At 72.4% G+C, this 24,775-nt stretch carries 18 protein-coding genes; 13 read left to right on the forward strand and 5 right to left on the reverse strand.

What is annotated here, in order from left to right; all coding sequences use genetic code 11:
* The first annotated feature begins 383 nt into the window (after positions 1-383).
* Entirely contained in the window at positions 384-1,625 is a 1,242-nt protein-coding gene (locus tag VIG76_RS05175; protein WP_331951770.1) for an IS110 family RNA-guided transposase, read from the forward strand.
* A 102-nt stretch (positions 1,626-1,727) separates the two neighbouring features.
* Here VIG76_RS05175 and VIG76_RS05180 read toward each other — a convergent pair whose 3' ends face one another.
* From VIG76_RS05180 to VIG76_RS05195, 4 genes are all read right to left on the reverse strand, one after another.
* Complete coding sequence (locus tag VIG76_RS05180; protein WP_331951772.1) at positions 1,728-2,615, reverse strand: universal stress protein; 888 nt, start codon at positions 2,613-2,615, stop codon at positions 1,728-1,730.
* 145 nt (positions 2,616-2,760) lie between these two features.
* Positions 2,761-3,438 carry a response regulator transcription factor gene (locus tag VIG76_RS05185; protein ID WP_331951774.1) on the reverse strand — a complete coding sequence of 226 codons (678 nt, stop codon included), beginning with the start codon at positions 3,436-3,438 and terminating at the stop codon, positions 2,761-2,763.
* 88 nt (positions 3,439-3,526) lie between these two features.
* Complete coding sequence (locus tag VIG76_RS05190; protein WP_331951776.1) at positions 3,527-5,122, reverse strand: sensor histidine kinase; 1,596 nt, start codon at positions 5,120-5,122, stop codon at positions 3,527-3,529.
* Between the two features lie 111 nt (positions 5,123-5,233).
* A complete protein-coding gene (locus tag VIG76_RS05195) occupies positions 5,234-5,758 on the reverse strand; it encodes a hypothetical protein (RefSeq protein ID WP_331951778.1) in 525 nt (174 codons plus the stop codon).
* A 312-nt stretch (positions 5,759-6,070) separates the two neighbouring features.
* Between VIG76_RS05195 and VIG76_RS05200 the strand changes: the two genes are divergently transcribed.
* Together VIG76_RS05200 and VIG76_RS05205 are read left to right on the forward strand one after the other, a co-directional pair.
* Positions 6,071-8,236, forward strand: a complete 2,166-nt coding sequence (locus VIG76_RS05200) for a glycosyltransferase family 2 protein (RefSeq protein ID WP_331951780.1) — start codon at positions 6,071-6,073, stop codon at positions 8,234-8,236.
* Complete coding sequence (locus tag VIG76_RS05205; protein WP_331951782.1) at positions 8,233-9,813, forward strand: chitinase; 1,581 nt, start codon at positions 8,233-8,235, stop codon at positions 9,811-9,813. The genes VIG76_RS05200 and VIG76_RS05205 overlap by 4 nt, the downstream gene beginning before the upstream one ends.
* 168 nt (positions 9,814-9,981) lie before the next feature.
* Here the strand turns inward: VIG76_RS05205 and VIG76_RS05210 are convergent, their stop codons facing one another.
* Positions 9,982-10,584 carry an NYN domain-containing protein gene (locus tag VIG76_RS05210; RefSeq protein WP_331951784.1) on the reverse strand — a complete coding sequence of 201 codons (603 nt, stop codon included), beginning with the start codon at positions 10,582-10,584 and terminating at the stop codon, positions 9,982-9,984.
* Between the two features lie 342 nt (positions 10,585-10,926).
* On the opposite strand from VIG76_RS05210, the gene VIG76_RS05215 reads away from it, so the two are divergent.
* The 10 genes from VIG76_RS05215 (at position 10,927) to VIG76_RS05260 (ending at position 24,772) form a co-directional block, all read left to right on the forward strand.
* Entirely contained in the window at positions 10,927-11,841 is a 915-nt protein-coding gene (locus VIG76_RS05215) for a polysaccharide deacetylase family protein (RefSeq protein ID WP_331951786.1), read from the forward strand.
* Between the two features lie 230 nt (positions 11,842-12,071).
* Entirely contained in the window at positions 12,072-15,365 is a 3,294-nt protein-coding gene (locus tag VIG76_RS05220) for a CBM96 family carbohydrate-binding protein (RefSeq protein ID WP_331951788.1), read from the forward strand.
* Between the two features lie 8 nt (positions 15,366-15,373).
* Complete coding sequence (locus tag VIG76_RS05225) at positions 15,374-15,814, forward strand: hypothetical protein (protein WP_331951790.1); 441 nt, start codon at positions 15,374-15,376, stop codon at positions 15,812-15,814.
* Positions 15,811-16,746: a glycosyltransferase family 2 protein gene (locus VIG76_RS05230; protein WP_331951792.1), complete on the forward strand. Its 936-nt coding sequence runs from the start codon at positions 15,811-15,813 to the stop codon at positions 16,744-16,746. The genes VIG76_RS05225 and VIG76_RS05230 overlap by 4 nt, the downstream gene beginning before the upstream one ends.
* Before the next feature lie 495 nt (positions 16,747-17,241).
* A complete protein-coding gene (locus VIG76_RS05235; RefSeq protein ID WP_331951794.1) occupies positions 17,242-19,449 on the forward strand; it encodes a hypothetical protein in 2,208 nt (735 codons plus the stop codon).
* Complete coding sequence (locus VIG76_RS05240) at positions 19,446-19,670, forward strand: hypothetical protein (RefSeq protein ID WP_331951796.1); 225 nt, start codon at positions 19,446-19,448, stop codon at positions 19,668-19,670. The genes VIG76_RS05235 and VIG76_RS05240 overlap by 4 nt, the downstream gene beginning before the upstream one ends.
* Before the next feature lie 114 nt (positions 19,671-19,784).
* Positions 19,785-21,077: a hypothetical protein gene (locus tag VIG76_RS05245; RefSeq protein ID WP_331951798.1), complete on the forward strand. Its 1,293-nt coding sequence runs from the start codon at positions 19,785-19,787 to the stop codon at positions 21,075-21,077.
* A 283-nt stretch (positions 21,078-21,360) separates the two neighbouring features.
* Positions 21,361-22,638 carry a nucleoside/nucleotide kinase family protein gene (locus VIG76_RS05250; RefSeq protein ID WP_331951800.1) on the forward strand — a complete coding sequence of 426 codons (1,278 nt, stop codon included), beginning with the start codon at positions 21,361-21,363 and terminating at the stop codon, positions 22,636-22,638.
* Between the two features lie 185 nt (positions 22,639-22,823).
* Positions 22,824-23,693, forward strand: coding sequence for a phosphotransferase family protein (locus VIG76_RS05255; protein ID WP_331951802.1), 870 nt, complete (start codon positions 22,824-22,826; stop codon positions 23,691-23,693).
* Positions 23,690-24,772: a GNAT family N-acetyltransferase gene (locus VIG76_RS05260; RefSeq protein ID WP_331951804.1), complete on the forward strand. Its 1,083-nt coding sequence runs from the start codon at positions 23,690-23,692 to the stop codon at positions 24,770-24,772. The genes VIG76_RS05255 and VIG76_RS05260 overlap by 4 nt, the downstream gene beginning before the upstream one ends.
* Positions 24,773-24,775: the final 3 nt, after the last annotated feature.

Here is a 24,775-nt window from a genome sequence, read left to right on the forward strand (position 1 = left end):
CGCCACCGACGGCACCGCACTCCCCCGGCTCGCCGCGCTCCCGCGGCACACCCGCGTGCGGCTGGTCGTCTCGGCCGGCCCCGCGGACTGACGCAGCCTCCCCACATCCGCCGTTTTCAGCGGTTGGGGGGCGCTGTCGCGCCGTGGGGTGGGGGAAGTCTCGTGTGGTCGCCTCTTGTCGGCTCGCGGTGGTGGGGTGGACGCTGGCGGGGTGGGTCGCGGGTCAGATCGGCTGTCCTTGGTGCGGTTCAGCCCGTTTTTCAGCGTGACCGTGAGGGGCACCACGGGAACCGTGGATTGTTGCTTCGAGCACGAGCGTCAGATTCCTGATCTCCCCGCCCCTTCCCGCGGCCCGCGCCGACAGTGCGGAGGAGGGTGGGGCGATGGATGTCGTCCATGAACGTGCGGCGGGGATCGATATCTCCAAGCGTGATGCGAAGGTCGCAGTCCGGGTGCCGGGCGCCAGGGCGGGGACGTACTCGACGACGGTGACGACCTGGGGGGCGACGGTCGGTCCGATCACGGAGTTGGCTGACCACCTGAGGCGGCAGCAGGTGACGGTGGTCGTGATGGAAGCGACCGGGGACTACTGGAAGCCGTTCTACTTCCTGCTGGAAGAGGCCGGCCTGCCGGTGATGCTGGTCAACGCGAAGCAGGCCAAGAACATCCCCGGCCGCAAGACCGACGTGTCCGACGCCGCCTGGCTCGCGCAGCTCGGCGCGCATGGCCTGTTGCGGGGCTCGTTCGTGCCGCCGGAACCGATCCGCCAGTTGCGGGACCTGACCCGGGCCCGCAAGCAGGCCGTTCAGGACCGCACCCGCGTGATCCAACGGTTGGAGAAGTTCCTGGAATCGACCGGGATCAAGCTCTCCGGTGTCGTGTCCGAACTCACCGGCGTGTCCGCGCGGGCGATGCTCGACGCGCTCGTGGCCGGGGAACGCGACCCCGAGCGGCTGGCGAGTCTGGCCAGAGGGTCGTTGTCGAAGAAGACGGTCCTGCTCGCCGAAGCGTTACGGACGTCACGCTTCACCGACCACCACGCGTTCATGATCGGTGAGCACCTCGCCGCGATCGATCAGATGACCGGCACGATCGAGCGGATCGACACCCGCATCGAGGCGGCGATCGCCCCGTTTCGTCACCTCCGGGACGCGCTGACGACGATCCCCGGCGTCTCGGCGAAGATCGCCGAGGTGATCATCGCCGAGACCGGCGGCGATATGAGCGTCTTTTCGACCGGTGGCCATCTGGCGTCCTGGGCCGGCGTCTGTCCCGGCAGCAACGAATCCGCCGGCCGGGTCAAATCGACCCACACTCGCCCCGGGAACCCGTACTTGAAGGGCGCCCTCGGCATCGCCGCGATGGCCGCGACCCGGAACAAGAACAGCTACCTCGCCGCCAAATACCGGCGCATCGCAACCCGCCGCGGCTCCCTCAAAGCCCTCGTCGCGATCGAACACACCATCCTCATCGCGGCCTGGAACATGCTCACCACCGGGCAGAGCTTCCACGACCTCGGCCCCGACCACTACGACCACCTGAACCCCGAACGCGCCCGCAACAACGCCATCCGCAAACTCCGCGACCTCGGCTACGACGTGATCATCACCCCAGCAGCCGCATAGCCTCACCAGACTTTCGCGTCAGGACTTCCGGCGCGGCGCGCCGGGCTCAGGGCCTGAAGGTCCTGAATTGCGCCGCCGGATCCTGAAAACGGCGGATGGAGGCTACGACGCGGCGGCCTGCCCCGGCGGGACCACCATCACCGCGCACGGCGGCTGCTCGGCGAGACCGCGAGCGACCACGTCCGCGCCATCCGCATCCGCCGCAGTGGCGGAGCCGACCACGATGAGCGCGGCGTCGCGGCCCCGCTCGATCAGGGCCTCCAGGGGCGCGGATGCGCTCTGCACCGGCCGAGCGGACACCGCCGGGTACCGGTCGACGACGTAGTTCAGCGCATCCTCGAGGCTCTGGCTGTCGAGGCTGTCGGCGAACTCCACGTCGAGGTCGCCCGGGACGAAGCGGTCGACGGTGGCGGAGAGGCGCGACGCCCGCAGGAGCACCAGGCACCGATCCTGCTGCTGCGCCTCGGCGGCCGCGCGGTCGAGCGCCGCGTACTCGCCGACGCCGTCGCCCACGCCGACGACGATCGGCCCGTCGGCCGGCGTCCACGCGCGCGGCACGATCACCGTGGCGCAGCCGGCCTGCATGGCGACGCGCGACGCGAACGAGCCCGGGCGCACCTCGTGCTCCGGGTCGGCGACCGTCGTGGTGAGCACGAGGAGGTCGGTCTCGAGCGTCGCGTCGAGCACATCCGCCTCCCGGTCGGCGGACAGCAGCACGACGTCGCTCTCGATGGCCGGCTCCACGAGCTGCAGGTACTCCCGCACCCGCTGGGCGGCAGCGGCCGGATCCGGTCCCTCGTCGCCGATGCCCGGCAGGGCATCCGGCGCGACGCTCACCTGCACGGACAGCGCGTGGGTGCGAGCCCGGGCGATGAGCCACCGCGCGGCGGCGAGGCCGGCGAACGAGCCCTTCGCCGCGAGCAGCACCCGCTCGGTCTGGGGGATGTCCGCCCGCTCGGCATCCTCGGTCCCGATGACGGTGTCCACCACGTGATGCCCCCTGCTTCCGATGGGCGGCGGCTTCGGCCGCCACCCGCACTCCGCTCAAGCCTCGGTTCTCGAGGCACGTGGGGACAGGGTCTTTGGTCCCGACCTTCGGGCGATGCGCCCCGTCGGGTCCGACCGACCGGTCCGGTCAGGACTCGGTGGCTCCCGAGCGGCGCAGCACCGGCGGTCGCGTCCTCGACGCGAGGTGCAGCACGGCAGCCTGGGTGCGGCTCTGCAGCCCGAGCTTGCTCAGCAGCGCGGAGACGTAGTTCTTCACGGTCTTCTCGGCGAGCGAGAGCCGATTGGCGATCTGCCGGTTGCTCAAGCCGTCCGCGATCAGCGACAGCACCTCGCGCTCGCGGGCGTTGAGGTGCGCGAGGCGGGGGTCGCCGTCGGTCTCGCTGCGCAGCCGGTGCCGCACCGCGGTCACCAGCTCGGGCTCGAGCGCGGAGCGTCCGGATGCGACGGTCCGCACGCACTCGACGAGGCGGCTGCCGCGGATGTCCTTCAGCACGTAGCCGGCGGCATCCGCGATCACCGCCGCGACCATCGCCTCGTCGTCGTCGTAGGCGGTGAGGATGATCGAGCGCACGTCGGGTGCGGCCTGGCGCAGCTCGCGGCAGAGGTCGATGCCGCTGCCGTCGGGCAGCCGCACGTCGAGCAGCGCGACGTCGGGCTTGGTCGCGAGGATGCGGCGCCGCCCCTGCGCGACCGTGCTCGCCTCACCGACGACACGGATGCCCGGGTCGGCCTCGAGCAGCTCCGCGACGCCCCGTCGCACCAGCTCGTGGTCGTCGACGAGGACGACGGTCGTCGGTCGTGTCATGGCGCTCCGATGCGGATGGTCTGGGCACAGGTGTACAACCCAACCTGCCCGGGATGCGACTTCGGTGGAAGGGACTTTCGTCCCGAGCTCAGGCCCGGGCCGGGACCGCGGTGCTGCGGAGGGCGGCGGTCCAGACGAGCACGGTGCGTCCCTCGATGGTGGAGAGGGTGAGCGCGCCGCCGCGGCGCTCGGCCCGCTCCTGCAGGTTGGCGAGCCCGCTGCGGCGGGGCGACTGCGCGATCGGCCGCCCGTCGCTCGTCACGGTGACCGTGATCCCCGCGGACGTCGCCGCGACCTCCACGGTGATGTCCCTCGCCCGGCCGTGCTTCACCGCATTGGTGATGCCCTCCGTCATGACGGCGAGCACATCGGCGGTGAGGTCGGCGTCGAGCACCGCATCCACGGGGCCCGCGAAGGTGATGCCCGGCTCGACCGAGAGCGCGGCGCCGAGCTCGCCGATGACGTCGAGGATGCGGTGCCGGCCCGTCGGTGGGCCGCCCACGCGCTCCGGGCTCGACAGCGTGAAGATGATGCGGCGGATCTGAGCGATCGAGGCGTCGAGGTTCGTGATCGCGGCGTCGACCCGCTCGGCGTTGCGGCCCTCGGGCAGGGTGCCGAGCACGCCCTGCAGTTGCATGCCGGTGGCGAACAGCTGCTGGATGACACGGTCGTGCAGGTCGCGGGCGATCCGTCCGCGGTCCTCGAAGAGCAGCATCCGCTCCTGGTCCGTGCGGGTGCGGCGCAGCTCGAGGGCGAGGCTGGTGCGGGTCGCGAAGTCGCCGGCGACCGTGAGGTCGGGCTCGCTGAAGGGCCGGGAGCCGGCGGCCCGGGTGACGAGGATGCAGCCGAGCACGCCGTCCGCGGTGTCGAGCGGCAGGGCGAGCACCGCGCCGTAGGGGTCGAGGTCGGGCATCCGCAGCGCCCGCAGCGCCGGCTCGTCGAACCGGGCGGGCGCCTTCTCGTGCAGCACGAACTCCACGAGCGAGCCCTTCAGCGGCACGTCGGAGTCACGGAACCCGTCGGGATCGTCGCCGCCGACCGCGACGATGTGCAGCGTGGAGCCGCCCTCGTCGAGCAGCGCGACGAAGACGCTGTCGGCCTCGAGGAGGGAGCGGACGCGGTCGGCGACGAGGGAGAGGCCGCCGTCGTCGTGCCCGGCGAGCAGCGCGGCGGTCACCTCGGCCGAGGCGGCGGCGAACTCCTCGCGGCGCTGCGTCTCGAGGTAGAGACGGGCATGCTCGACCGCGAAGCCGGCCGTCGCGACGAGCGAGCCGAGGAGCTGCTCGTCCTCCTCGGTGAAGCCGCTGCGGCGCCGGAGGTGGAGGTTCGCGAAGACCGCGCCGCGGACCCGGACGGGCACGGCGAGGATGCGCTCCGCCGTCTCGTCGGCCGCCTCCGCGTCGTCGCCCTCGCCGAATCGGATGCGCTGCTCGACCTCGCCGTTCCAGCCGACGACCTCGAGCACGGCCGAGTCCGCATCCGTGAGGTCCCGTGCCGACTCGACGATGGTGCGGAGCACGGCGTCGAGCTCCAGCTCCGCGGTGATGGCATGGCTCGCCGCGAGCAGGGCGCGGAGCCGGCCCTGTGCGGTGAGCACGTCGTGCGCGGCCCCGACGAGGTCGGTGATGCGGCGGTCGAGCTCGACACGCGGCTGGTCCGGGAACGTGAGTGCCGGATCGGTCAACGGCGACTCCTTCGAAACGCGCGGACGCCCGTCGTGCGGGCCTGACGGGCAGGACCGCGTCACTGTAGATCGGGCGTCCGAGTGCTCGCCGGGACCGGATGCGGGCCGGGTTCAGGCGGCGACGGTCGCGAACCCGGTCTCGAGCAGCGCGCGCGGGGCGAGGCGCGCGAAGCCCGTGACCTCCCAGACCGGGAGGGCTCGCGCGGCTTCCGCAGCCTCGAACACCGGTCGGGGGACGCCTCCGGTCGCCGACGTCTCGTGCACCGTCGCGCCCGGCATCGTTCGCTTCAGCACCAGCGCGACCCGCTCGATCTCGAGGGGGTCGCCGGTGAACAGCAGCACGGAGGGGTGCTCGTCGCCGCCCTCGAACGCCCACCACTGCGCCCGGCTGCTCCGGAGCACGCCCGCGCCGGTCCACCGGACGCCCGGGCTGCCGAGCTCCGGCATCGCCTCGAGCAGCGGATCGACCGCGTCGACGAGCGCGGTCGGGACGACCGTCCAGCAGGCGTTCGTCGCGGTGCGGACGGCGTCGTAGGCGAACGCGCGGACGGCGTCCTCGACACCCGGGCGCGGGAGATCGGCGGGCAGCACGTCGTCCGCTCGCGGCTGGTCGGCTCGTCGACCGAAGTGGAACATCCGCTACCCCCGAACAGGTCACAGCAACGCAGAACCAAGGGATACCGCCGTCGGGAGCCGGTCGGTGGGAGGCCGGCGGCGTGTGCGCCGCACGGCCGACGACGAATCGTGATCAGAAGACCCCTGGCTACGGGGTTACGGCCGGGTGCTCCTGGCCGATACAGTCTGGCCGCATTGGGGGAGGGGTCCCCCATAAGGGGGACGGCCTTGGTCGAGGGGCGACGCCGACGGCAGTGGGGCGCGGAACGGCGGACGAGACCGCTCCCCATCCTGCACGGCATCCCGTCGCGCCGGGCGGTCACGCTGAGCCGTGTGGCCGTCGTGATCACGGTGCTGCTCTGGGCCGTCTACGTCGTGACCACCGTGCTCCGCGACTTCTTGAACGGGCCGCACGACTTCCGGTTCACGATGGAGAGCGTCGGCTACGTGCTCGTGGTGACGCTCCTCACCTTCTCGGCGGCGATGTACCTGCTCGCCCGGCAGGGGGCGCTCGACCGCTTCCAGCGGCACGTGCGGGCACCGCGGGCGGAGCTGGACCGCCATTTCGCCGCCCGGCAGCCGTCCGTCACCGTCCTGGTGCCGAGCTACAGCGAGGAGCCGCACGTCGTCCGGGCGACGCTGCTGTCCGCGGCGCTCCAGGAGTACCCCGTCCTCCGCGTCGTGCTGCTCGTCGACGACCCGCCGTTCCCCGTCGACCCGGTCGTGCAGGAGCGCCTCGAGCGGACCCGCGCCCTGCCCGGCGAGATCCAGGGGCTGCTGACCGAGCCGTACGAACAGGCCACGGCGGCGCTCATCCGGTTCGAGCTGAACCGACCCGATGACCGCGACCAGATCGGGGCGGAGCTGCTGGATCCGCTCGCCGGCGTCTACGAGTGGTGCGCCGGATGGCTGTGGCAGCTCGCCGACCGGGAGCGCATCGCCGACCACGTGGACCTCTTCTTCGCGCAGCACGTGCTCCGCGATCTCGGCGACGAGCTCATGGTCACCGCCAACGCGCTCCGCGGGGCGATCGCGGAGGACGCATCCCTCCCCGTGGTGCGGGCGTACGAGCTGCACCGACGTCTCCTCAACATCTTCGGCGGCCGGTTCTCCGCCTTCGAGCGCAAGCGGTACGCCTCGCTGCCGCACGACGCGAACAAGGCGATGAACCTGAACGCCTACATCGGGTTGATGGGCGGGTCGTACGTCGCCGAGCCGAGCCCCCGCGGGCCGGTCCTCGTCCCCGCGGGACCCGGCAGCAGCAGCGACCTCGTGGTCCCGGACGCCGACTACCTGCTCACGCTCGACGCCGACTCCATCCTCCTGCGCGACTACTGCCTGCGGCTGGTCCACTTCCTGGAGCAGCCCTCGAACGCGCAGGTCGCCGTGGTGCAGACGCCCTACTCCGCGTTCCGCGGCGCGGCGACCCGCATCGAACGCCTCGCCGCCGCGACGACCGACCTCCAGCACCTCCTGCACCAGGGCATGACGCGCTTCGGGGCCACGTTCTGGGTCGGTGCCAACGCCGTCATCCGCAAGCGGGCGATCGACGACATCGTGGAGGTCGAGACCGTCGGTGGCTTCGAGGTGCGCCGCTACGTGCAGGACCGCACGGTCATCGAGGACACCGAGTCCAGCCTCGACCTGGTCTCTCACGGGTGGGGGCTCGTCAACTATCCGGAGCGGCTCAGCTACAGCGCGACGCCGCCCGATTTCGGTGCCCTGGTCGTGCAGCGGCGCCGATGGGCGAACGGCGGACTGCTGATCCTCCCGAAGCTGTTCCAGGAGTACCGCCGACGCCGCCGTCATGGCGAGCCGGCAGGGGTCCCGGAGATGCTCCTCCGACTCAACTACATGGCCTCGATCGCGTGGGCGAGCTTCGGTCTCGTCTTCCTGCTCGCCTACCCCTACGACAGCCGCCTCCTCAGTCCCGTGGTGCTGGGAGCGGCCCTGCCGTACTTCCTCGCGATGGCCTCCGACCTGCACGCCGCCGGCTACAAGCGCACCGACGTGCTGCGCATCTACGCGTTCAACCTGATCCTGCTGCCCGTCAACCTGGCGGGCGTGCTGAAGTCGCTCGAGCAGGCGCTCACCGGCACCAAGATCCCGTTCGCCAGGACGCCGAAGGTCCGCAATCGCACCGCCGCCCCCGCCCTCTACGTCATCGCGCCGATGGCGATCGTGGCCTTCTCGATCTTCACCGCCGTCCGCGACGAACGGCTCGCGAACTGGGCCAACGCGGCGTTCGCCGGGTTCAACGCGGTGCTCGCCCTGTACGCCATCGTGGCGTTCATCGGCGTGGGGGCCGGGCTGTCCGACGTCGCTCGAGGAGCGGTCGGGCTGCTCTACGTCGAGGGACCGTCGAGGCGGCAGGAGCCGGCGCCCTCGACCGGGCCGCTCGACTGGAGGGCGATGCTGTACCACGGGTCGCTGACCGCACCGGGGGCCGCGGCCCCGAGGGAAGCCCAGGCGAAGGCCAGGGAGAAGGTCCGGAGATGAGCGATCGGTCCGGCCGCCGCCTGTCCCCGTTCCGGGTCGTGCTCGCGCTGCTCGTCGTGGCGGTCGTCGTCGGGACCGGCTTGTTCGGAGCGCAGTGGTGGGCCGCCCAGGCGCTCCCCGGCGGCGCGAAGCCCTGGTTCGGCGCCTACGTCGACGTCACCGCGCAGCCGGTGTACGCGTTCGAGCAGCCGTCCGCGGGCACGAAGGGGAACGTCGTGCTCTCGTTCGTCGTCGCATCCCGTTCGGGCCCCTGCACGCCGAGCTGGGGCTCGGCGTACTCGCTCGCCGCGGCCGCAGGTGAGCTCGACCTCGATCGGCGGATCGCCCGCCTCCGGCAGCTCTCCGGCGACGTCGCGGTCTCGTTCGGCGGCCAGGCGAACCAGGAGCTGGCCCTGACCTGCACCGACCCCGCGCGGCTGATGGCCGCGTACCGCTCCGTCGTGGAGCGCTACACGATCAGCACCGTCGACTTCGATCTCGAGGGTGCGGCCCTCGCCGACCCGGCCTCGGAGGTGCGGCGCGCTCACGTGATCGCCGCCCTCCAGCAGGAGCGGCAGCGGGCGGGGAAGCCCCTCGCCGTCTGGGTCACCCTTCCGGTGTCGCCGACCGGCCTGACGCCGGAAGGCACCGACGCGGTCGCCCGTCTGCTGGCCGCGCACGTCGACCTCGCCGGCGTCGACGTGATGACCATGGACTACGGAGGGAGCCTGCCCTCCGGGACCTCGATGCTCGCCGGATCCGAGCAGGCGCTCGAGGCGACGCACCGGCAGCTCGGCATCCTCTACGACCGTGCCCACCTGCACCAGACCGACGCCGGCGTCTGGACGAGGATCGGCGCGACGCCGATGATCGGCCAGAACGACATCGCGGGCGAGATCTTCACCCCGGGTGCGGCCGCGGCACTGAACGGCTTCGCGAGAGCCCACCATCTCGGCAGGGTGTCGATGTGGTCCGCGAACCGGGACGCGACCTGCGGCAGCAACTGGGTCGACGTGCGGATCGTGTCGGTCGCGTGCAGCGGCGTGGACGAGTCCACGACGACGTTCGCGGGGACGCTCGGCAAGGGGTTCACCGGACGGATCGCGGGTGCCGCGGTGCGGCGCACGACACCGCAACCGACCGTGACGCCCTCGCCCGACCAGGCCTCCTCGAGCCCCTATCCGATCTGGTCGCGCTCCTCGGTCTATCTGGCCGGCACCAAGGTCAGCTGGCACCACGAGGTCTTCGTCGCGAAGTGGTGGACCCGGGGCGACGTGCCCGACGATCCCGTGCTGCAGTCGTTCCAGACGCCCTGGCAGCTGGTCGGCCCCGTGCTGCCCGGCGACCGCCCGGCGCCGCGGCCCTCGCTTCCGGTCGGCCTGTTCCCCCAGTGGTCGGGCACGAAGGACTACCAGACCGGCGCGCACGTCCTCCTCAACGGCGTGCCCTTCGAGGCGAAGTGGTGGAACACGGGGGAGTCTCCCGCCGCCGCGGCAGTCAATCCCGACGGCTCCCCGTGGGCGCAGCTGACCGAGGCCCAGGCCCTCGCCGTGCGGCCGACGCGGTCGCCCTCCCCGTCGCCGTCGCCCTCGCCCTGATCGCGCGGCTCAGGCGAGGGCCGCCGCCGCGCGAGCGCACTCAGGCAGTGTGCTGTCCGCACGGACAACTGTGGCCGCTGCAGCGCCGGCAGTTGTCCGTGCGGACAGCAGACGGCGATTCGGGCCGGCCGATGCAGACGAGGGCGAGCGGCGGGCGAGCGCCCGGGCTCAGCGGAGGAACGCCTCCGGGTCGAACTCGGTGAGCGGGATGATCCGCACGCGGGGGAGCGGCGAGTTGAAGGCGTGCACATCCGCCTCGAGGTCGTACAGGTGCACGTCGAGGCCGGAGTAGGCGCCGCTGACGAGCTCGGGGAAGCCGAGGATGCCGACCTTGTGCCCGGCGTCGAGGAGGTCCTCGACCTGCTCGAGGTAGTCGCGGTCGTGGCTGCCGAGCAGCACGTCGGCGTCGCGATCGACGAGCGCCTCGAGGGTGCGCTGGATGCCGATGTCGACGACCTTCTCGCTCGCGCTCCCGGACAGTGGCACGACCCGGAAGCCGATCTGCGTCAGCGCTGTGACGAACGGACCCGGCAGGTAGCCGTTCGACGCGTTCAGGAAGAAGAGACCCGTCGCGTCCTGGCTCCAGAGGCGCTGCGCGAAGTCGAGCACCCGCTCCCAGCGAGGCCGCTCGTTCGGCTCCGGCTTCCGACCGAGCACCGTCGAACCGAGGGTCGCGTCGATGTTCTCGCCGTCGACGAGCACGAAGGTGCGGCGTGCGGATCCGGGCATCAGGCCTCCGGTCGATCGGGGAGCGGCTTCGCTGTCGTCCATCGAAGCATGCTCGCCGTGCAGGCGGGCGGCCGTCCGTGCGCCTGTGGATGGTCGTCGGCTCCGCCGTCAGATCGGCGCTGCCGTTCGGGGCCACGCGATCAGCAGTGATCCGCCATCTGTCGAGGGCGTTTCCGCTTCAGTCGCCTGCCGCGTCGAGCCTCGACCCCGACGGGTCGACGTGGGCCCGACTGACGGAGGAGCGGCAGAATGGCGCCGTCCGGCATGCCGGGCCGACGGCGAGGAGGGTGCGCATGAGGGTCGCGATCCCCGGCGTCGGCCGGAGAGCTCCCGTCGGACGAGGGTCGCTGCTCGGCAGGCGAGCGGTCGAGGTCGGCTGAGCGGATGGGCGAAGACGAGTCCGGGCGGCCCGGTGAGCCGGACGCGGCGGCCGACGCCCCGTTCCGGGCGGCCCGCGGTAGGCCGGCCGAGGCGGGCGCAGATGCGGTGAGCGGCATCGGCCGCTTCGTGCCCGTTCTGCTGTATCACGGCGTCACCACCGCCCCGTCCGGTCCGATGGCGCCCTTCGCCGTGGCGCCCGACGTGTTCGCCGGCCACCTCGATCTGCTGCTCGACGAGGGCTTCGAGCCGGTCACGATGTCGGCGTTCATGGCGGCTCGCACCGCTGGAACGGCTGCAGGCCGCCGCCTCGCGCTCATCACCTTCGACGACGGCTTCGCCGACTTCGCGTCAAACGCACTGCCTCGGCTTCTCGAGCGCGGGATCCCGGCGAGCCTCTACGTGACGACGGGCTGGCTCGACGGAAGGCGGGAGCGTCTGACGGGGCCGCCCGATCCCTTCCTCAGCTGGTCGGAGCTGCCGGCCATCCGCGACGCGGGGATCGAGGTCGGCGCCCACACCCACAGCCATCCGCAGCTGGACACCCTGTCGCGCCGGATGATCCTCGAGGAGCTCCGCGGCAGCAAGGCGATGCTCGAGGACGCGCTCTCGGCGCCGGTCGTGTCGGTCGCCTACCCGCACGGCTACAACGACCCGAGAGTGCGGCGGATCGCACACGAGGTCGGGTACGAGAGCGGGGCGGCGGTGGACAACCGCCTCGCGTCCTCCGACGGCGACGCCTTCCGGATACCGCGGCTGATGCTCGGGCCGGAAGACTCGGTGGCGGAGCTCCGGCGGCTGCTGTCGGCGCCGCCCGCGAGCGGCGCGAGGGCGCTGGTCCGCTGGAGCCTGCGGATGGGCTGGCGGACATACCGTCGTTCCAAGGCCGTGGCCACCGGTCGACCCGGGCGCGCCTGGTGAGCGGAGCGGAGCCGGATAGGGGGGACGCGGTCGCGGCCCGAATGGGCGGAATCGACCCCGTTCGAAGAACACCGCGGAAGTAATTCTGCGACGCCTCTTGTTTGTCCCCCCGTAGGGGGCCACCATGGCGAATCAGACCGGTTCGTGAGTACGCGAGACCGGCTCCTCATCAATGGGGATCGAGGACGCTCGTGCGTATTCGAAGCCTGGCGCGGAATTCGGCGCTCACCATGTCGGCGGCCGCCGTGCTGCTGCTGTCGAGCGCATTGGTCGACCCTCCCGCTTCCGTCGCCGCAGCCGATCCGGTGATCGCGATCGGGGGCGACGTCGGCTGCCCGATCGGCGTCGGGCCATCCGCCAACAGCTGTCAGCAGGCCGCGACCGCGGACGTCATCGGCAGCATCAACCCCGCCGCTGTGCTGCCGCTCGGCGACGAGCAGTACGAATCGGGCGACCTGGCCTCGTTCCAGCAGGTCTACGGCCCGACCTGGGGCCGATTCAGGTCGATCTCGCATCCCATCGTGGGCAACCACGAGTACGAGACGGCCGGCGCCGCCGGCTACTTCGGCTACTTCGGCACGGCCGCGGGCGATGCCGCCAAGGGGTACTACTCGTACGACCTGGGGACCTGGCACCTGATCGCGCTGAACTCGGAGTGCAGCCAGGGCGCGCAGATCGGATGCGCCGCGGGGTCACCGCAGGAGACGTGGCTGAAGGCCGACCTGGCCGCCCACCCGAACCAGTGCATCCTCGCGTACTGGCATGAGCCCCGGTTCTCCTCGGGTGCCGGCGGCAGCAACAGCATCTACGGCGCGTTCTGGCAGGACCTCTACGCCGCGCACGCCGACGTCGTGTTCAACGGGCACAGCCACGTGTATGAGCGATTCGCCCCGCAGACCCCGACCGCCGTCGCGGATCCGACGAACGGGATCCGTGAATTCGTGGTCGGGATGGGCGGCGTGAACACGCACGACTTCACGGCGGCGCTGCCGAACGAGCAGGCCCGGCAGAACACCGCGTTCGGCGTCATGAAGATGACGCTGCATTCGAGCAGCTACGACTGGTCGTTCATGCCGATCGCGGGCAGCAGCTACTCCGATTCCGGTTCGGCCACCTGCCACGCGCAGTCGGGCGCGCCGGCCGACACCACCCCGCCGTCGGTTCCGAGCGGACTCGCGGCCGGCATCGTGACGCCGTCGAGCGTGCCGCTGTCCTGGTCGCCGAGCACCGACGAAGCCGGGGGGAGCGGGCTCGCCGGGTACCGGGTGTACCGCAACGGCGCCACCACGCCGTTGAACCCGGCTCTCGCCACCTCGGCGAGCTACACCGACGCGACCGCCGCTGCCGGCACGACCTACAGCTATGCCGTGACCGCGGTCGACAAGGCGGGCAACGAGTCCGCGCGGTCGAGCCCCGTCTCGGTGACGACGCCCGCGGGCTCGGGCTCCGGAACCCTCACGTTCGGGCCGACGGACGACGCGATGATCGATTCGACGAATCCGACGGTGAACTTCGGATCGACGGCCCGGCTCGATGCGGACGGGTCGCCGGTGATCGACTCGCTGCTGAAGTTCACGGTGTCGGGCACGGCGGGCTGCACCGTCAGCAAGGCGGTGCTGCGGCTGACGGTCGGCTCCTCCACGGACGACAACTCCGATTACGGGGGTGACGTCTATCCGGTGACGAGCAACAGCTGGTCGGAGTCGACGGTCACCTGGAACACCCGGCCCGCGTCGGGAACGACGTCCGTCGGAGAGATCGGTACCGGCGCGGTCGCGCTGAACACGACCTACACCGTCGATGTCACGCCGCTGGTCCAAGGCGACGGCACGGTGAGCATGCTGCTCGCCAACTCGAACTCCGACGGCGCCCAGTACTGGTCGAAGGACGGCTCCACCGCGGCACAGGCGCCGCAGCTGCAGGTCACGTGCGGCAGCAGCACGGCCGACACGACGCCGCCGTCGACCCCGACCGGGCTCACCGCCTCGGGGGTGAGCAGCAGCCAGGTGAGCCTCGGCTGGACGGCGAGCACCGACAACGTCGGCGTCGCCGGCTACCGCGTGTACCGGAACGGCGCGACCACGCCCCTCGGCTCGAGCCTGGTGACGTCGAGGTCGTACACGGACGGGACCGTGAGCCCCGGCACGACGTACAGCTACGCGGTGACCGCGGTCGACAAGGCCGGCAACGAATCCGCGCGGTCCAGCCCGGTCTCCGTGACGACGCCTGCGGTGGGGTCGGGCACGGCGACCTTCACGCCGACGGATGACGCGACGATCGATTCGAGCAGCCCGTCGTTCAACGCCGGGTCCTCGGCTCGGCTCGACGCCGACGGATCGCCGGTGGTCGACTCGCTGCTGAAGTTCACGGTGACGGGGACCGCCGGCTGCACGGTCACCAAGGCGGTGCTGCGGCTGACTGTGGGGTCGTCGACCTACGACGACTCCGCGTACGGCGGGGACGTCTACCCGGTGTCGAGCAACAGCTGGTCGGAGTCGACGGTCACCTGGAACACCCGGCCGGCGTCGGGGACGACGTCGGTGGGGGAGATCGGCACCGGCGCGGTGGCGCTGAACACGACTTACACGGCCGACGTCACCTCGCTCGTCACGGGCGACGGCACGGTGAGCATGCTGCTCGCCAACTCGAACCCCGACGCTGCGCAGTACTGGTCGAAGGACGGCTCCACCGCGGCGCAGGCCCCGCAGCTGCAGGTCACCTGCGGCGCCTCGGGCGGCCCGGACACGACCGCGCCGTCGGTGCCGGCGGGGCTGACGGCCGGAACGGTGACGGCGTCGAGTGTGCCGCTCTCCTGGTCGGCGAGCACCGACAACGTGGGGGTCGCCGGCTACCGGGTGTACCGGAACGGAGCGAGCACCCCGGTGAACGCGAGCCCGGTGACGTCGACGTCGTACACCGATTCCGCCGTGACCGCGGGCACGACGTACACGTACGCGGTGTCCGCGGTGGATGCGGCGGGGAACGAGTCGGCCAGGTCGAGCCCGCTCTCGGTCACGACACCTGCAGCGGGGTCGACGACGCTCACCTTCCGGCCCACCGATGACGCGACGATCGACGAATCGCATCCGACGGTGAACGCCGGTTCGGCGAGCCGATTGGTGGCGGACGCGTCGCCCGTGAACGACGTCCTGCTGAAGTTCGCGGTGACCGGCACCTCCGGGTGCACGGTGAGCAAGGCGGTGCTCCGCCTGACGGTCGGCTCCTCGACCGACGACAACTCCGACAACGGCGGCAACGTGTACTCGGTGACGAGCACCACGTGGTCGGAGTCGACGGTCACCTGGAACACCCGTCCGACGGCGTCGACCACGGCGGTGGCGCGGGTCGGTACCGGCGCGGTGGCGTTGAACACGGCCTACACCGCGGACGTGACGAGCCTGGTGAAGGGTGACGGGACCGTGAGCATGCAGGTCGCCAATCCCAGCAGCGACGGGGTCCGTTACTGGTCGAAGGACGGCTCCACGGCCGCCCAAGCACCCCAACTCCAAGTGACCTGCGGATGAGAGGGACCATGTTCACTCGATCCGGCATCGCATGCACGATCGTGCTCGGTGTCCTGCTGACGGCGGGGTGCGCGAGCCGGACGCCCGCGATGCTCGCGGGCGCGGCGCCCGCAGCCTCCACCCCGACGACCTTCCACGAGACCGAGGGCAAGCTCGGCCGGACCCCCGCGGCAGCGCTCGCCCGCACCCTCGGCTGTCCCGACTTCGAGCCGCAGGAGCGCGCTCCGGGCGTCGGCGCGCAGGTGTCCTGCGGCATCGGCGGCCACCGCATCTATGTGCAGACCTTCACCGGGTCGCACGTGCCGAGGAAGTACGTGCAGGCCGGCCCCGGGCCGAAGCCGGTCGGTGCCGACGTGATCGGGCCGGGCTGGATCATCCATGTCGACGACGCCTCCTTCGCCGCGACGGTGAAGGCGAAGGTGGGCGGGAGGATCGTGCCGGCCTCGTGACGGGGCACCAGCCGCGGGTGAGCGTCGTCATCTGCGCCTACACCGAACGCCGGTGGGACGACGTGGTGGCCGCCGTGGAGTCCGCGGCGGCGCAGCGCGACACGGCGGAGGTCCTGCTCGTCATCGATCACAACCCGGCTCTGCTCGCCCGCGCCCGGGCCCGCTGGCCGGTGCACCGCGTGCTCGCGAACACGGGCGTGCGAGGCCTGTCCGATGCCCGGAACACCGGCACGGCGGCGGCGGAGCACGACCTCGTCGCCTACCTCGACGACGACGCCCGCGCGGAGCCGCGCTGGCTCGATTTCCTGACGGACGCGATCGCGCCCCCCGACGTCGTCGGCGTCGGCGGCCGGGCGGTCCCGCTGTGGCCGGACCGGCGCCCTCCCTTCCTCGTGCCGGAGCTGAACTGGATCGTGGGCTGCACCTTCACCGGACAGCCCACCTCGCTCGCCGAGGTGCGCAACGTGATGGGCTGCAGCATGCTCTTCCGTCGGCTGCCCGTGCTGGCGGTCGGCGGATTCAGCACCGATACCGGGCGCGTGGGCTCCCTCCCGCTCGGGGGCGAGGAGACGGACCTCTGCATCCGGCTCCGGCGTGCCCGGCCCGGCGCCCGTATCCTGTTCGAGCCCCGTTCCGTCGTGCACCACCGTGTGAGCCCCGACCGGGTCCGCTGGTCGTACGTCGTGCGTCGCAGCTACTACGAGGGGATCTCGAAGGCCGTCCTCAGCACCCGCCTCGGTGCCGGCGACGCCCTCGCCAGCGAGCGCCGCTACAGCGCCGTCGTGCTGCCGCGGGCCGTGGTGCGCGCCCTGCTGCACGGCGAGCTCGTCGCGGCGGCCGGCGTCGTCGTCACCTTCGCCGCCACCGTCGCCGGCTACCTCCGTGGGCGGGTGGCCGCCGTCGGCCGCCCGATGAGGGGCCGGGCAGCCTAATGGTGGGAGAAGCGACGGCAGGCGCCCTCGGGACAGAGCGCGCAGTCGGTTCCGCGACGGTAGTGCTCGTGCGCCTCCCGCCCATGCCCGCAGGTGCACCGCTGCGCCGCAAGATCCGGCGCGGGCTCCTCGGGGCGCGACGATCGGCGCCGTGCCCGGCCGACAGGGCCGAGGGCGCGGGCGGTGGCTCTCGGGAGACCGAACCTCTGCATCGTCGTGTGATTCTGCTCCGTTCGCCTCGGAACGAGCCGCAGGTCGAGTCCGCCGGGCGCGCCGAGGCGGGTACCCGACCGCGAGCGCCGTCCGCCGACCCCTCGGGGAGCATCCGGCGGTCGGTCACGATCCGGACCACTCGGCTGTCGACGGGATCGCCTCAGCCCGCTGCGCCCGGGCCGCCCGCCCTACGATCGCGCTTCATGAGGCGGATCCCGCGGGTCGGGGCGTTCAGCTCGCCCCGACCGGCGGGCGCCGCGTCGGGCCGCCGGCGGCCGGGCCATGCCTGAGCGGCCGTTCGCCGTTCAGGACGAGGCGCCCACGCCCGAGGTCACCGGCGACGCACCACAGGCCCCCGTCGCACCCCGCTCCCGCGAGGTGGCGACGGTCCGCTGGGAGCAGGTGGCCCTCTGCTCGAGCATCGTCCTGGCGGTCCTCGTGCCGCTCCTCGGGGCGATCGGGGCACGGCTCCCCGGCCAGATCGTCCTGGTGCTGCTGTACGCGCTCGCCGTGCCCGGTGTGCCGCTCGTCTCGCTGCTGCGCATCCGGAACCCGCTGGTGGCGGCCTCGATGGCCGGAGCGCTGAGCCTCTCGTGCCTGCTGCTGAGCGCCAACACCGCCGTCATCACCGGCTGGTGGGATCCGGTGGCGTGGACCGCCGGCATGTCGGGGCTGTCGGTCGGGGCCGCCGCTGCCGCGCTGCGGCGGCTGCAGCGGCTCCCCGAGGTCGTCGGCGCGCCGGACGGGGAGGCGCCGCCCGTGCCGCGACGGTGGAGCCGCGGCCGAGTCGGCTCGCTCGCCCTGCTCGCCGCCGCGCTCCTCCTCTGGTGGATCGCGACCCGGTCGGTGCGCCTCGCCGACGCCGGGGCGTTCGGGCTGATCAGCGTCGTCGGTTGGCAGTACCTGGCCGCGCTCGGGATCGTCGCCGTCGTCGCGGCGGTCGAGCTGCGGCGAGCCGTTCCCGACGCCGTCGTGCTCGGCGGCGCCGCCGTGGTCCTCGCCGTCACGATCTTCCTGTTCGTGAACGCGGTGTCCGGCGTCGCGAGCGTTCCCGTGGGCTGGACGCACGTGGGATTCATCCGGTACATCACCGAGCACCACGCGACCTTCTCCTCGTTCGACGCTCGCGGCGACTGGCCGGCGTTCTTCGCCGCGGGCGCCCAGCTCGTGCAGCTGGCCGGCGCGCCCGACGCGAGCGTCCTCCTCGCCGGCGCCCCGCTGTTCGCGAACATCGCGGTGATCGCGCCGCTGCTCGTCATCGCCAGGCGGGTGACCCAGTCGGAGCGGCTGGCCTGGTTCGCCGTGCTGCTCTACCTCTGCAACAACTGGTTCCAGCAGGACTACTTCTCGCCGCAGGCGACGGCCTTCCTGCTCTACACCGCGATGCTCGCGTACCTGTTCGAGGCCGCGCAGTGGAGCGAACCACCCCCGCCGGGGCGCCTGCGCGAGCGCCTCTCATCCGGATGGCGGCGACGTCCGGCGCTGCCTCCCGGCGTCTCGCCGCACCGGTCGATGGCGCACGAGTTCGCCTTGGTCCTGATCGCCGCGGCGATCGTGGTCACGCACCAGCTCACCCCGGTGATGCTGGTGCTGACCCTGCTCGCGTTCACGGTCACGGGCCGGACCCGCTACCGGCGGCTCTGGCTCGTCGTCGCGCTGCTGTTCCTCGGCTGGTTCTCCTACGGCGCGGAGGGGTTCTGGGTCGGGCACCTCAAGGACGTCATCGGCGACTTCGGCCGGGTCGGAGCGAACCTCAACAGCGCGGTGAACGCCCGCCTCGGCGTGAACGAGTCGTACCAGCTCATGCAACGGGTACGCGTCGGGTACTCGCTCGCGTACCTGCTGCTCGGCATGGTCGGGCTGTGGCGCATACGGCACCGCCCCGGCGCCCTCCTCCTCGCCCTGCTGGTGGTGGGCGCCGGCAGCATCGTGCTGCTCCAGAGCTACGGCGGCGAGGTGGTGCTCCGGATCTTCGTCTTCGCGGCCCCCGTGCTCGCCCCGCTCTCGGCGCTCGCCCTCGCCTTCCTGGCCGAACGGCGGATGTCGGTGCTGCCGCTCGCCCTCGTCCTGTTCGCCTACACGTTCCTGGGAACGACGACCCGGGGGGTCAACGCCTCGTTCGAACAGGTGACACCCCAGGACCTGTCGGCCGTGCAGGTCCTCTACCCGCGGATCCGCCCGGGCGACACGGTGGGCGTCTTCGCCGATGCCGGGCCGCTCGGCTCGAACCGCATCGGTCAGATCCACACCGTCGACCTCGACGCCGTGTCCTGCCACCGGCGGCCCCTCGACTGCGCGCTGACACTGCGGCCCCGCTTCATCCTGGTCAGCCCGGAGCAGGACGCGGCCCTGGAGCTCGTCGAGGGTGCCCGGCCGGGGACGGCGAGCGCCGTGTCACTGGATCTGGTGAGCCGGGGCATCTATGCCGTCGACTTCCGGCGGAACGACACGATGCTGCTCGAACTGGTCCCGAAGGCCGGCCGGCCGTGAGCGCCGTCCTGCTGCTCGGGCTCGTAGGGGCGGTGCTCCTCGTCGCCGCAACGGTGGCCGTTCTGCTGCTCGAGGTCCGGGACGCGGGGCGTGCCCCGGACGGTGCCGCGAAGGGGCCGGCGGCCGCTCGCCACGGACGCGTACCGGAGGCGGCGACGCTCGCACTGGTCGCCGTCTCCGTGGCCTACGCCGTGTTCCGCATCGCCGTGCTGGCGGGCTGACCGATGCCTCGTCACCTCGCTCCGCCACCGCCACCGCCACCGCCGCCACCGCCACCGCCACCGCCGCCACCGCCACCGCCACACGAGCGTCGCGCCAGGCACGCCGGGCCGGGGGTGGACAGGGCCCGCGGTGCCTCGCCGGCGACGCAGGTCCTGACGATCGCGCTCGTGCTGGCCGTCTGCGTCGCCGTCGCCGCCGCGGTCCAGGCGCTGCCGCACGCATCCGCAGGAAGGCCGGCGTTCCAGGTCGGCGTGACGCACGGTGAGCAGTCCGCGGACGGATGGAACCCGACGGCGAGCGTCGAGCGGGCCAGGACCGTGCTCAAGGCGGTCGCTCCGCTGCAGAACCAGAGCCTGATGGGCTGGGGGGCGCTGAACCCCGAGCCCAGTCCCGGAACGTGGGACTGGAGCAGCCTGGACGCCCGCATCCAGCTGATCACCGCGACGGGCGCGCGGCCCGTGCTCACCCTGTGCTGCGCGCCCGACTGGATGAAGGGCGGGCCGGCCGGATCCACCGACTGGACACGGCTGGGGGTCGCGCCGACGCCGGACCACTACGCCGACTTCGCGCGCCTCGCCGCCGCGGCCGCGCAACGGTATCCGCAGGTGCGGGACTTCCTCGTCTGGAACGAGTTGAAAGGGTTCTACGACGCCGCGCGCGACGATTGGGACGTGGCGGCCTACACCGACCTGTACAACCAGGTCTACCGCGCCGTGAAGCGCGTGCGACCGGATGCGCGGATCGGCGGTCCCTACGTGGTGTTCGACTCCTGGTCGTCCGCCTCGACCTCCAGCCACCCCTCGACGGTGCACGGACCCTGGGGCGTGCTCGATCAGCGGCCGCTCGACGTGGTGACCTATTGGCTGAAGCACGCCGTCGGTGCCGACTTCATCGCCGTCGACGCCGTCACGTCCACCCGGGATCGCGGTCTCATCACCACGGACTTCGCCTCCGTCGCGAAGCTGGCGGCGGTGACGCACTGGGTACGCTCCCGCACCCGTCTGCCCATCTGGTGGGCGGAGATCTACGCCAACGCCTCGGGCGCCACCGGCTCCGCCGATCCACGCGCCGCCGCCGTGCTGACGGACGCCCTCGTCACCGTCGCGCAGGCCGGCGCGTCCGTGGCGCTCATCTGGCAGCCGCAGGAGAGCCCGAACCTGCGATCGCCGGCCCTGTTCACGAGCACCGCGTCGACCGACGGCGGCCGTGCCCTGCCGCTCGTCGGCATGCTCGATCACCTGGAAGGGCCGCTCGCGGACGATCCGAGGAGCATCACGATGTCGACCGATCGGGCTGGATCGCGATGGTCCCTCGCGACGGCCGGATCGAGGATCAGCTGGTCCCTGACCTCGGGCCTCAGCGTGCAGGACACCGCACCGGGTGCGCCTCCACAGGCCGTCGGCTGAGGTGGACGCGTGCCGTACCCGCCTCGAAGCCCCGCTCGCCGGGTCTTGTCCCGGATTCGCCGGGCCCATTACCATGAGCGGCACTGAATGGTGAACGGGCTCGAATTCTCCGAATCGGGACCCGTTCTTCGTCCGGAACCGTCCAACACATTCCTCACGATGATGCGAGAGACGGGCGTTCCGCGGTCCCTTCCGGGTGCTCTCCGCCGATCCCCGGAAAGGTTGGTGCCGTGCCCCTGAGCGCAAGCGGACCTCGGTCCGCGCCGACGGCCGGCCGGCAGCCGTGCATCCGCGCCTGATCGCCCTCTTCGCCGCACTCAGCGGCCACGGCGTCGTGTGGACGCTGCTCCGGGTTCCCCGGAATCCCGAGCTGCCGCCCGGGGACGTGGATCTGCTCGTCCGGCCGGAGGACCTGACGGCGTTCGACGCCGTCGCCCGGGACGCCGGCTTCGTGGCCCTTCCCGGCTGGGACGCGCCGCCGTCCCTGCTCTACTTCGCGCTGGACGAGGACGCCGGCCGCTTCGTGGTGCTCGATGTCGCGGATCGCGTCGTCTTCGGTGCCCGGGACCAGTACCCCACATCCGTCGCCGCGGGCGTCCTCGACCGCCGGGTGCCCGACGGTGACGCGTTCCGGCCGGCTCCGGACGACGAGTTCTGGCTGCTCCTGCTGCACTGCCTGCTCGACAAGGGCACCGTTCCTGATCACTACAGGGATCGGCTGGAGGCCGGCGCGCGGAGCGCGAGCACGGACTCGGCGCTGCCGAAGTTCCTGGCCGCGATCCAGGTGGACGTGGATGCGCTGCGCTCGGCGGCAGCCCGGGGCGACTGGTCCGCGCTGCTCGCCCAGGCGGCCCCTCTGGCTGCCGCCTGGACGCACTCCGTGCCCCGGATGGAGCGCGCCGCGCAGCGATGGAGGCGGCTGCGACGGGTGCTCGGCCGCCCCGCGCTGCTGCCCCGTCGGCGGGGCATCACGGTCGCGCTGCTGGGGCCGAACGGCGCCGGCAAGTCCACGCTCGCGCACGGCATCGGCGAGAGCTTCCCGCTGCCGGTCGCCCAGATCTACATGGGGTTGTGGAAGACCGGCGCCTCGGAACCCACGGCGCTGCGGCAGCTCGCCGACGCCGCAGCGCGACCGTTCCGCGCCTGGGGGCGCCTGGCCCGCGCCATGGGGCACCAGGCACAAGGGCACCTCGTGGTGTTCGACCGGTATGTGGACGATGCCCGGCGCCCCGCCGCACCCCCGCTGAGGGCCGTCAAGCGCATCTACTTCTGGCTGCTCTCACGCGCCGTGCCCCGGCCCGACGTGAGCCTGCTGCTCGACCTGCCGGCTGCGGTGGCGCACGGCCGCAAGGCGGAGAACAGCCTCGCGGAGACCGAGGTGGAGAGGACGGAGTACCTCGCCCTGCGCGCGCAGCTGCCGCTGCACGTGCTCGACGCGTCTCGCCCTGCCGCCGAGGTGCGCGGTCAGGCGCTCGCGGTGGTGTGGCGCGCGTACCGCAGCCGCTTCGCGAGGGTGGAGCTTCCCGCCCCGGCTCGCGAGCCCGTCGAGCCCCGGCCCTGATGCGTGCGATGAACCCGAGCGCGGTGAGGCGCGGGCTGCCGAGGCGGCGCTCCGGCGCGCGCCCCACACTCCTCGCCTCGGCCACCGCCGCCTCGGGTCCGGCGCTCAGTGCCGCCGCCTCGGACGGTGCACCCGCTGAGGCCGGCGCCTGGTCGGCGCGCCCGGGATGGTGGACCGCCACCGGCGTGGCGATCGTGCCGGTGGGGCCGCAGGAGGGGCCACCGCGCGCCCTGCTGCGCCTGTCGGTGACCGGCGCAGCCCGGCTGCGCAGCGAGGGCGCGGTGGTGGCGGAGCTCCGGCGGACGGCGGCGGCGCAGGACCTCGATCGCATCCTGCCCGTCCGATGGTCCGAGGGCTGGCACGGCGGGTGGTGGTGGTGCCTCGACAGCTGGCTCGAGGGCGTCGACGCGGCGACCGCCCTCGCCGTCGACCCACGGCTGCGTGCGCCCGTCCTGCGGTCGGGCGCAGCAGCGGCCGCCATGTTGCACCGCGCCACGGCGGTCCCCATCCAGGTCGGGGATGCCGAGCTGCACGACTGGGTCGACCAGCACGTCGAGCTGCTCCAGTCGGTGCGCTTGCCGGTGCCGCGTGCCGCGGACCGCCTCGCCGCGCTCCAGGTGCGGCTGCGGCGGGGACTCGCCGGGCGCGAGGTGCGCGTCGGCTGGGCCCACGGCGACCTCTGGCGCGGGAACCTGCGGGTCGACCCGGCGACCGGCGCGGTCACCGGCCTCATCGACTGGGACTGCGCCGCACCCCGGCAGCTGCCGGCCCACGATCTGCTGCACCTGGTCCTCTACGGGCTCGCCGTCGATCGCGGCGTCGACCTCGGCACGGTGATCGTCGAGGTGCTGCGCACCCACCGCTGGCCGTCGGAGGTGGAGGCGGCCATCGCTCCCCAGCGGGCGGCATGGGGCGACGTCGAGGACGAGGACCTGCTGCTGCTCTACTGGCTGCGTCACGTCGGGCTGATCGCCGCCCAGCAGCGCGACTACATGGATCACTCACGGCTCGTCTGGCGCTGGCGGAACATCGCCCAGGTGCTGCTCGCGCTATGACAGCGATCGCAGCCGACGTCGTTCCTCGAGCCCGGCTCCTCGCGACGCCGGCGCCGCGAGGCGAGTGGCTCGACCTCCTCCAGCACGACCCGGAGGCGCTGCCCTTCCAGCATCCGAGCTGGACGGACGCCGCGATCGCCGTCTCCGGTGGACGGGACGCCAGCCGGCTGTACGAGCTGCCCGGTGGGCGGCACGCCGTGCTCCCGGCCGTCGCGCGTCCCGCGACCCGCCTCCCGGGGGGCGCGTTCCTCGCGCTGCTGTCCCAGCCCTACGGCTGGGGCGCAGGCGGCCTCGTCGCCGCGGGGGAGCAGACCGACGGCGACGCGGCGGCGGTGCTCGCCGATCTCGTCACCCTTCCCGCGCTGTCGCTCTCGGTGCATCCGACACCACGACGAGGTCGGGTCTGGGCTGGAACCGCCGCCGACGGCTGGGTGGTGAGCCCGCACACCGCTCACGTGCTCGACCTCGCGGGCGGGCTCGAGACGGTCTGGGAGCAGCGCTTCACGAGCAAGACCCGCCGAGCGATCCGCAAGGCCGAGCACGCGGCGGTGACGATCGAGTGCGACACCACCGGACGACTGGTGGGCGAGTTCGACCACCTCTACCGGCGCTCGGTCGAGCGATGGGCGGGGCAGCAGCACGAGCCCGTGTGGCTGGCGCAGGTCCGGGCCCGACGCCGGGACCCGGCGCGCAAGTTCGCGACCGTCGCGGCGCTCCTGGGCGACGCCTGCCGGTTCTGGATCGCCCGTGACGGTGCTGAGCCGGTCGCGGGCATCGTGACGCTCCAGCTGGGTGAGCACGTCGTCTACTGGCGCGGCGCCATGGACAAGGATCGCGCCACCCCGGTGCGCGCGAACGAGCTGCTCCATCGCACGGCGATCGAGTGGGCCATCGCCGACGGTGCGCGGCTGTACCACCTCGGCGACAGCGCGCCGGGCAGCGGGCTCGCGCGCTTCAAGGAGTCGCTCGGGGCCGTGCCGGTCGCGTACGGCACGCTCGGCCACGAACGCCTTCCGCTCGCCCGTGCCGACGCCGCGCTGCGGGGAGCGGTGAAGCGGGTTCTCCGGTTCAGGGACTGATCC

Origin of the sequence: Amnibacterium sp. (assembly GCF_036559085.1) — a bacterium.
GTDB lineage: Bacteria > Actinomycetota > Actinomycetes > Actinomycetales > Microbacteriaceae > Amnibacterium.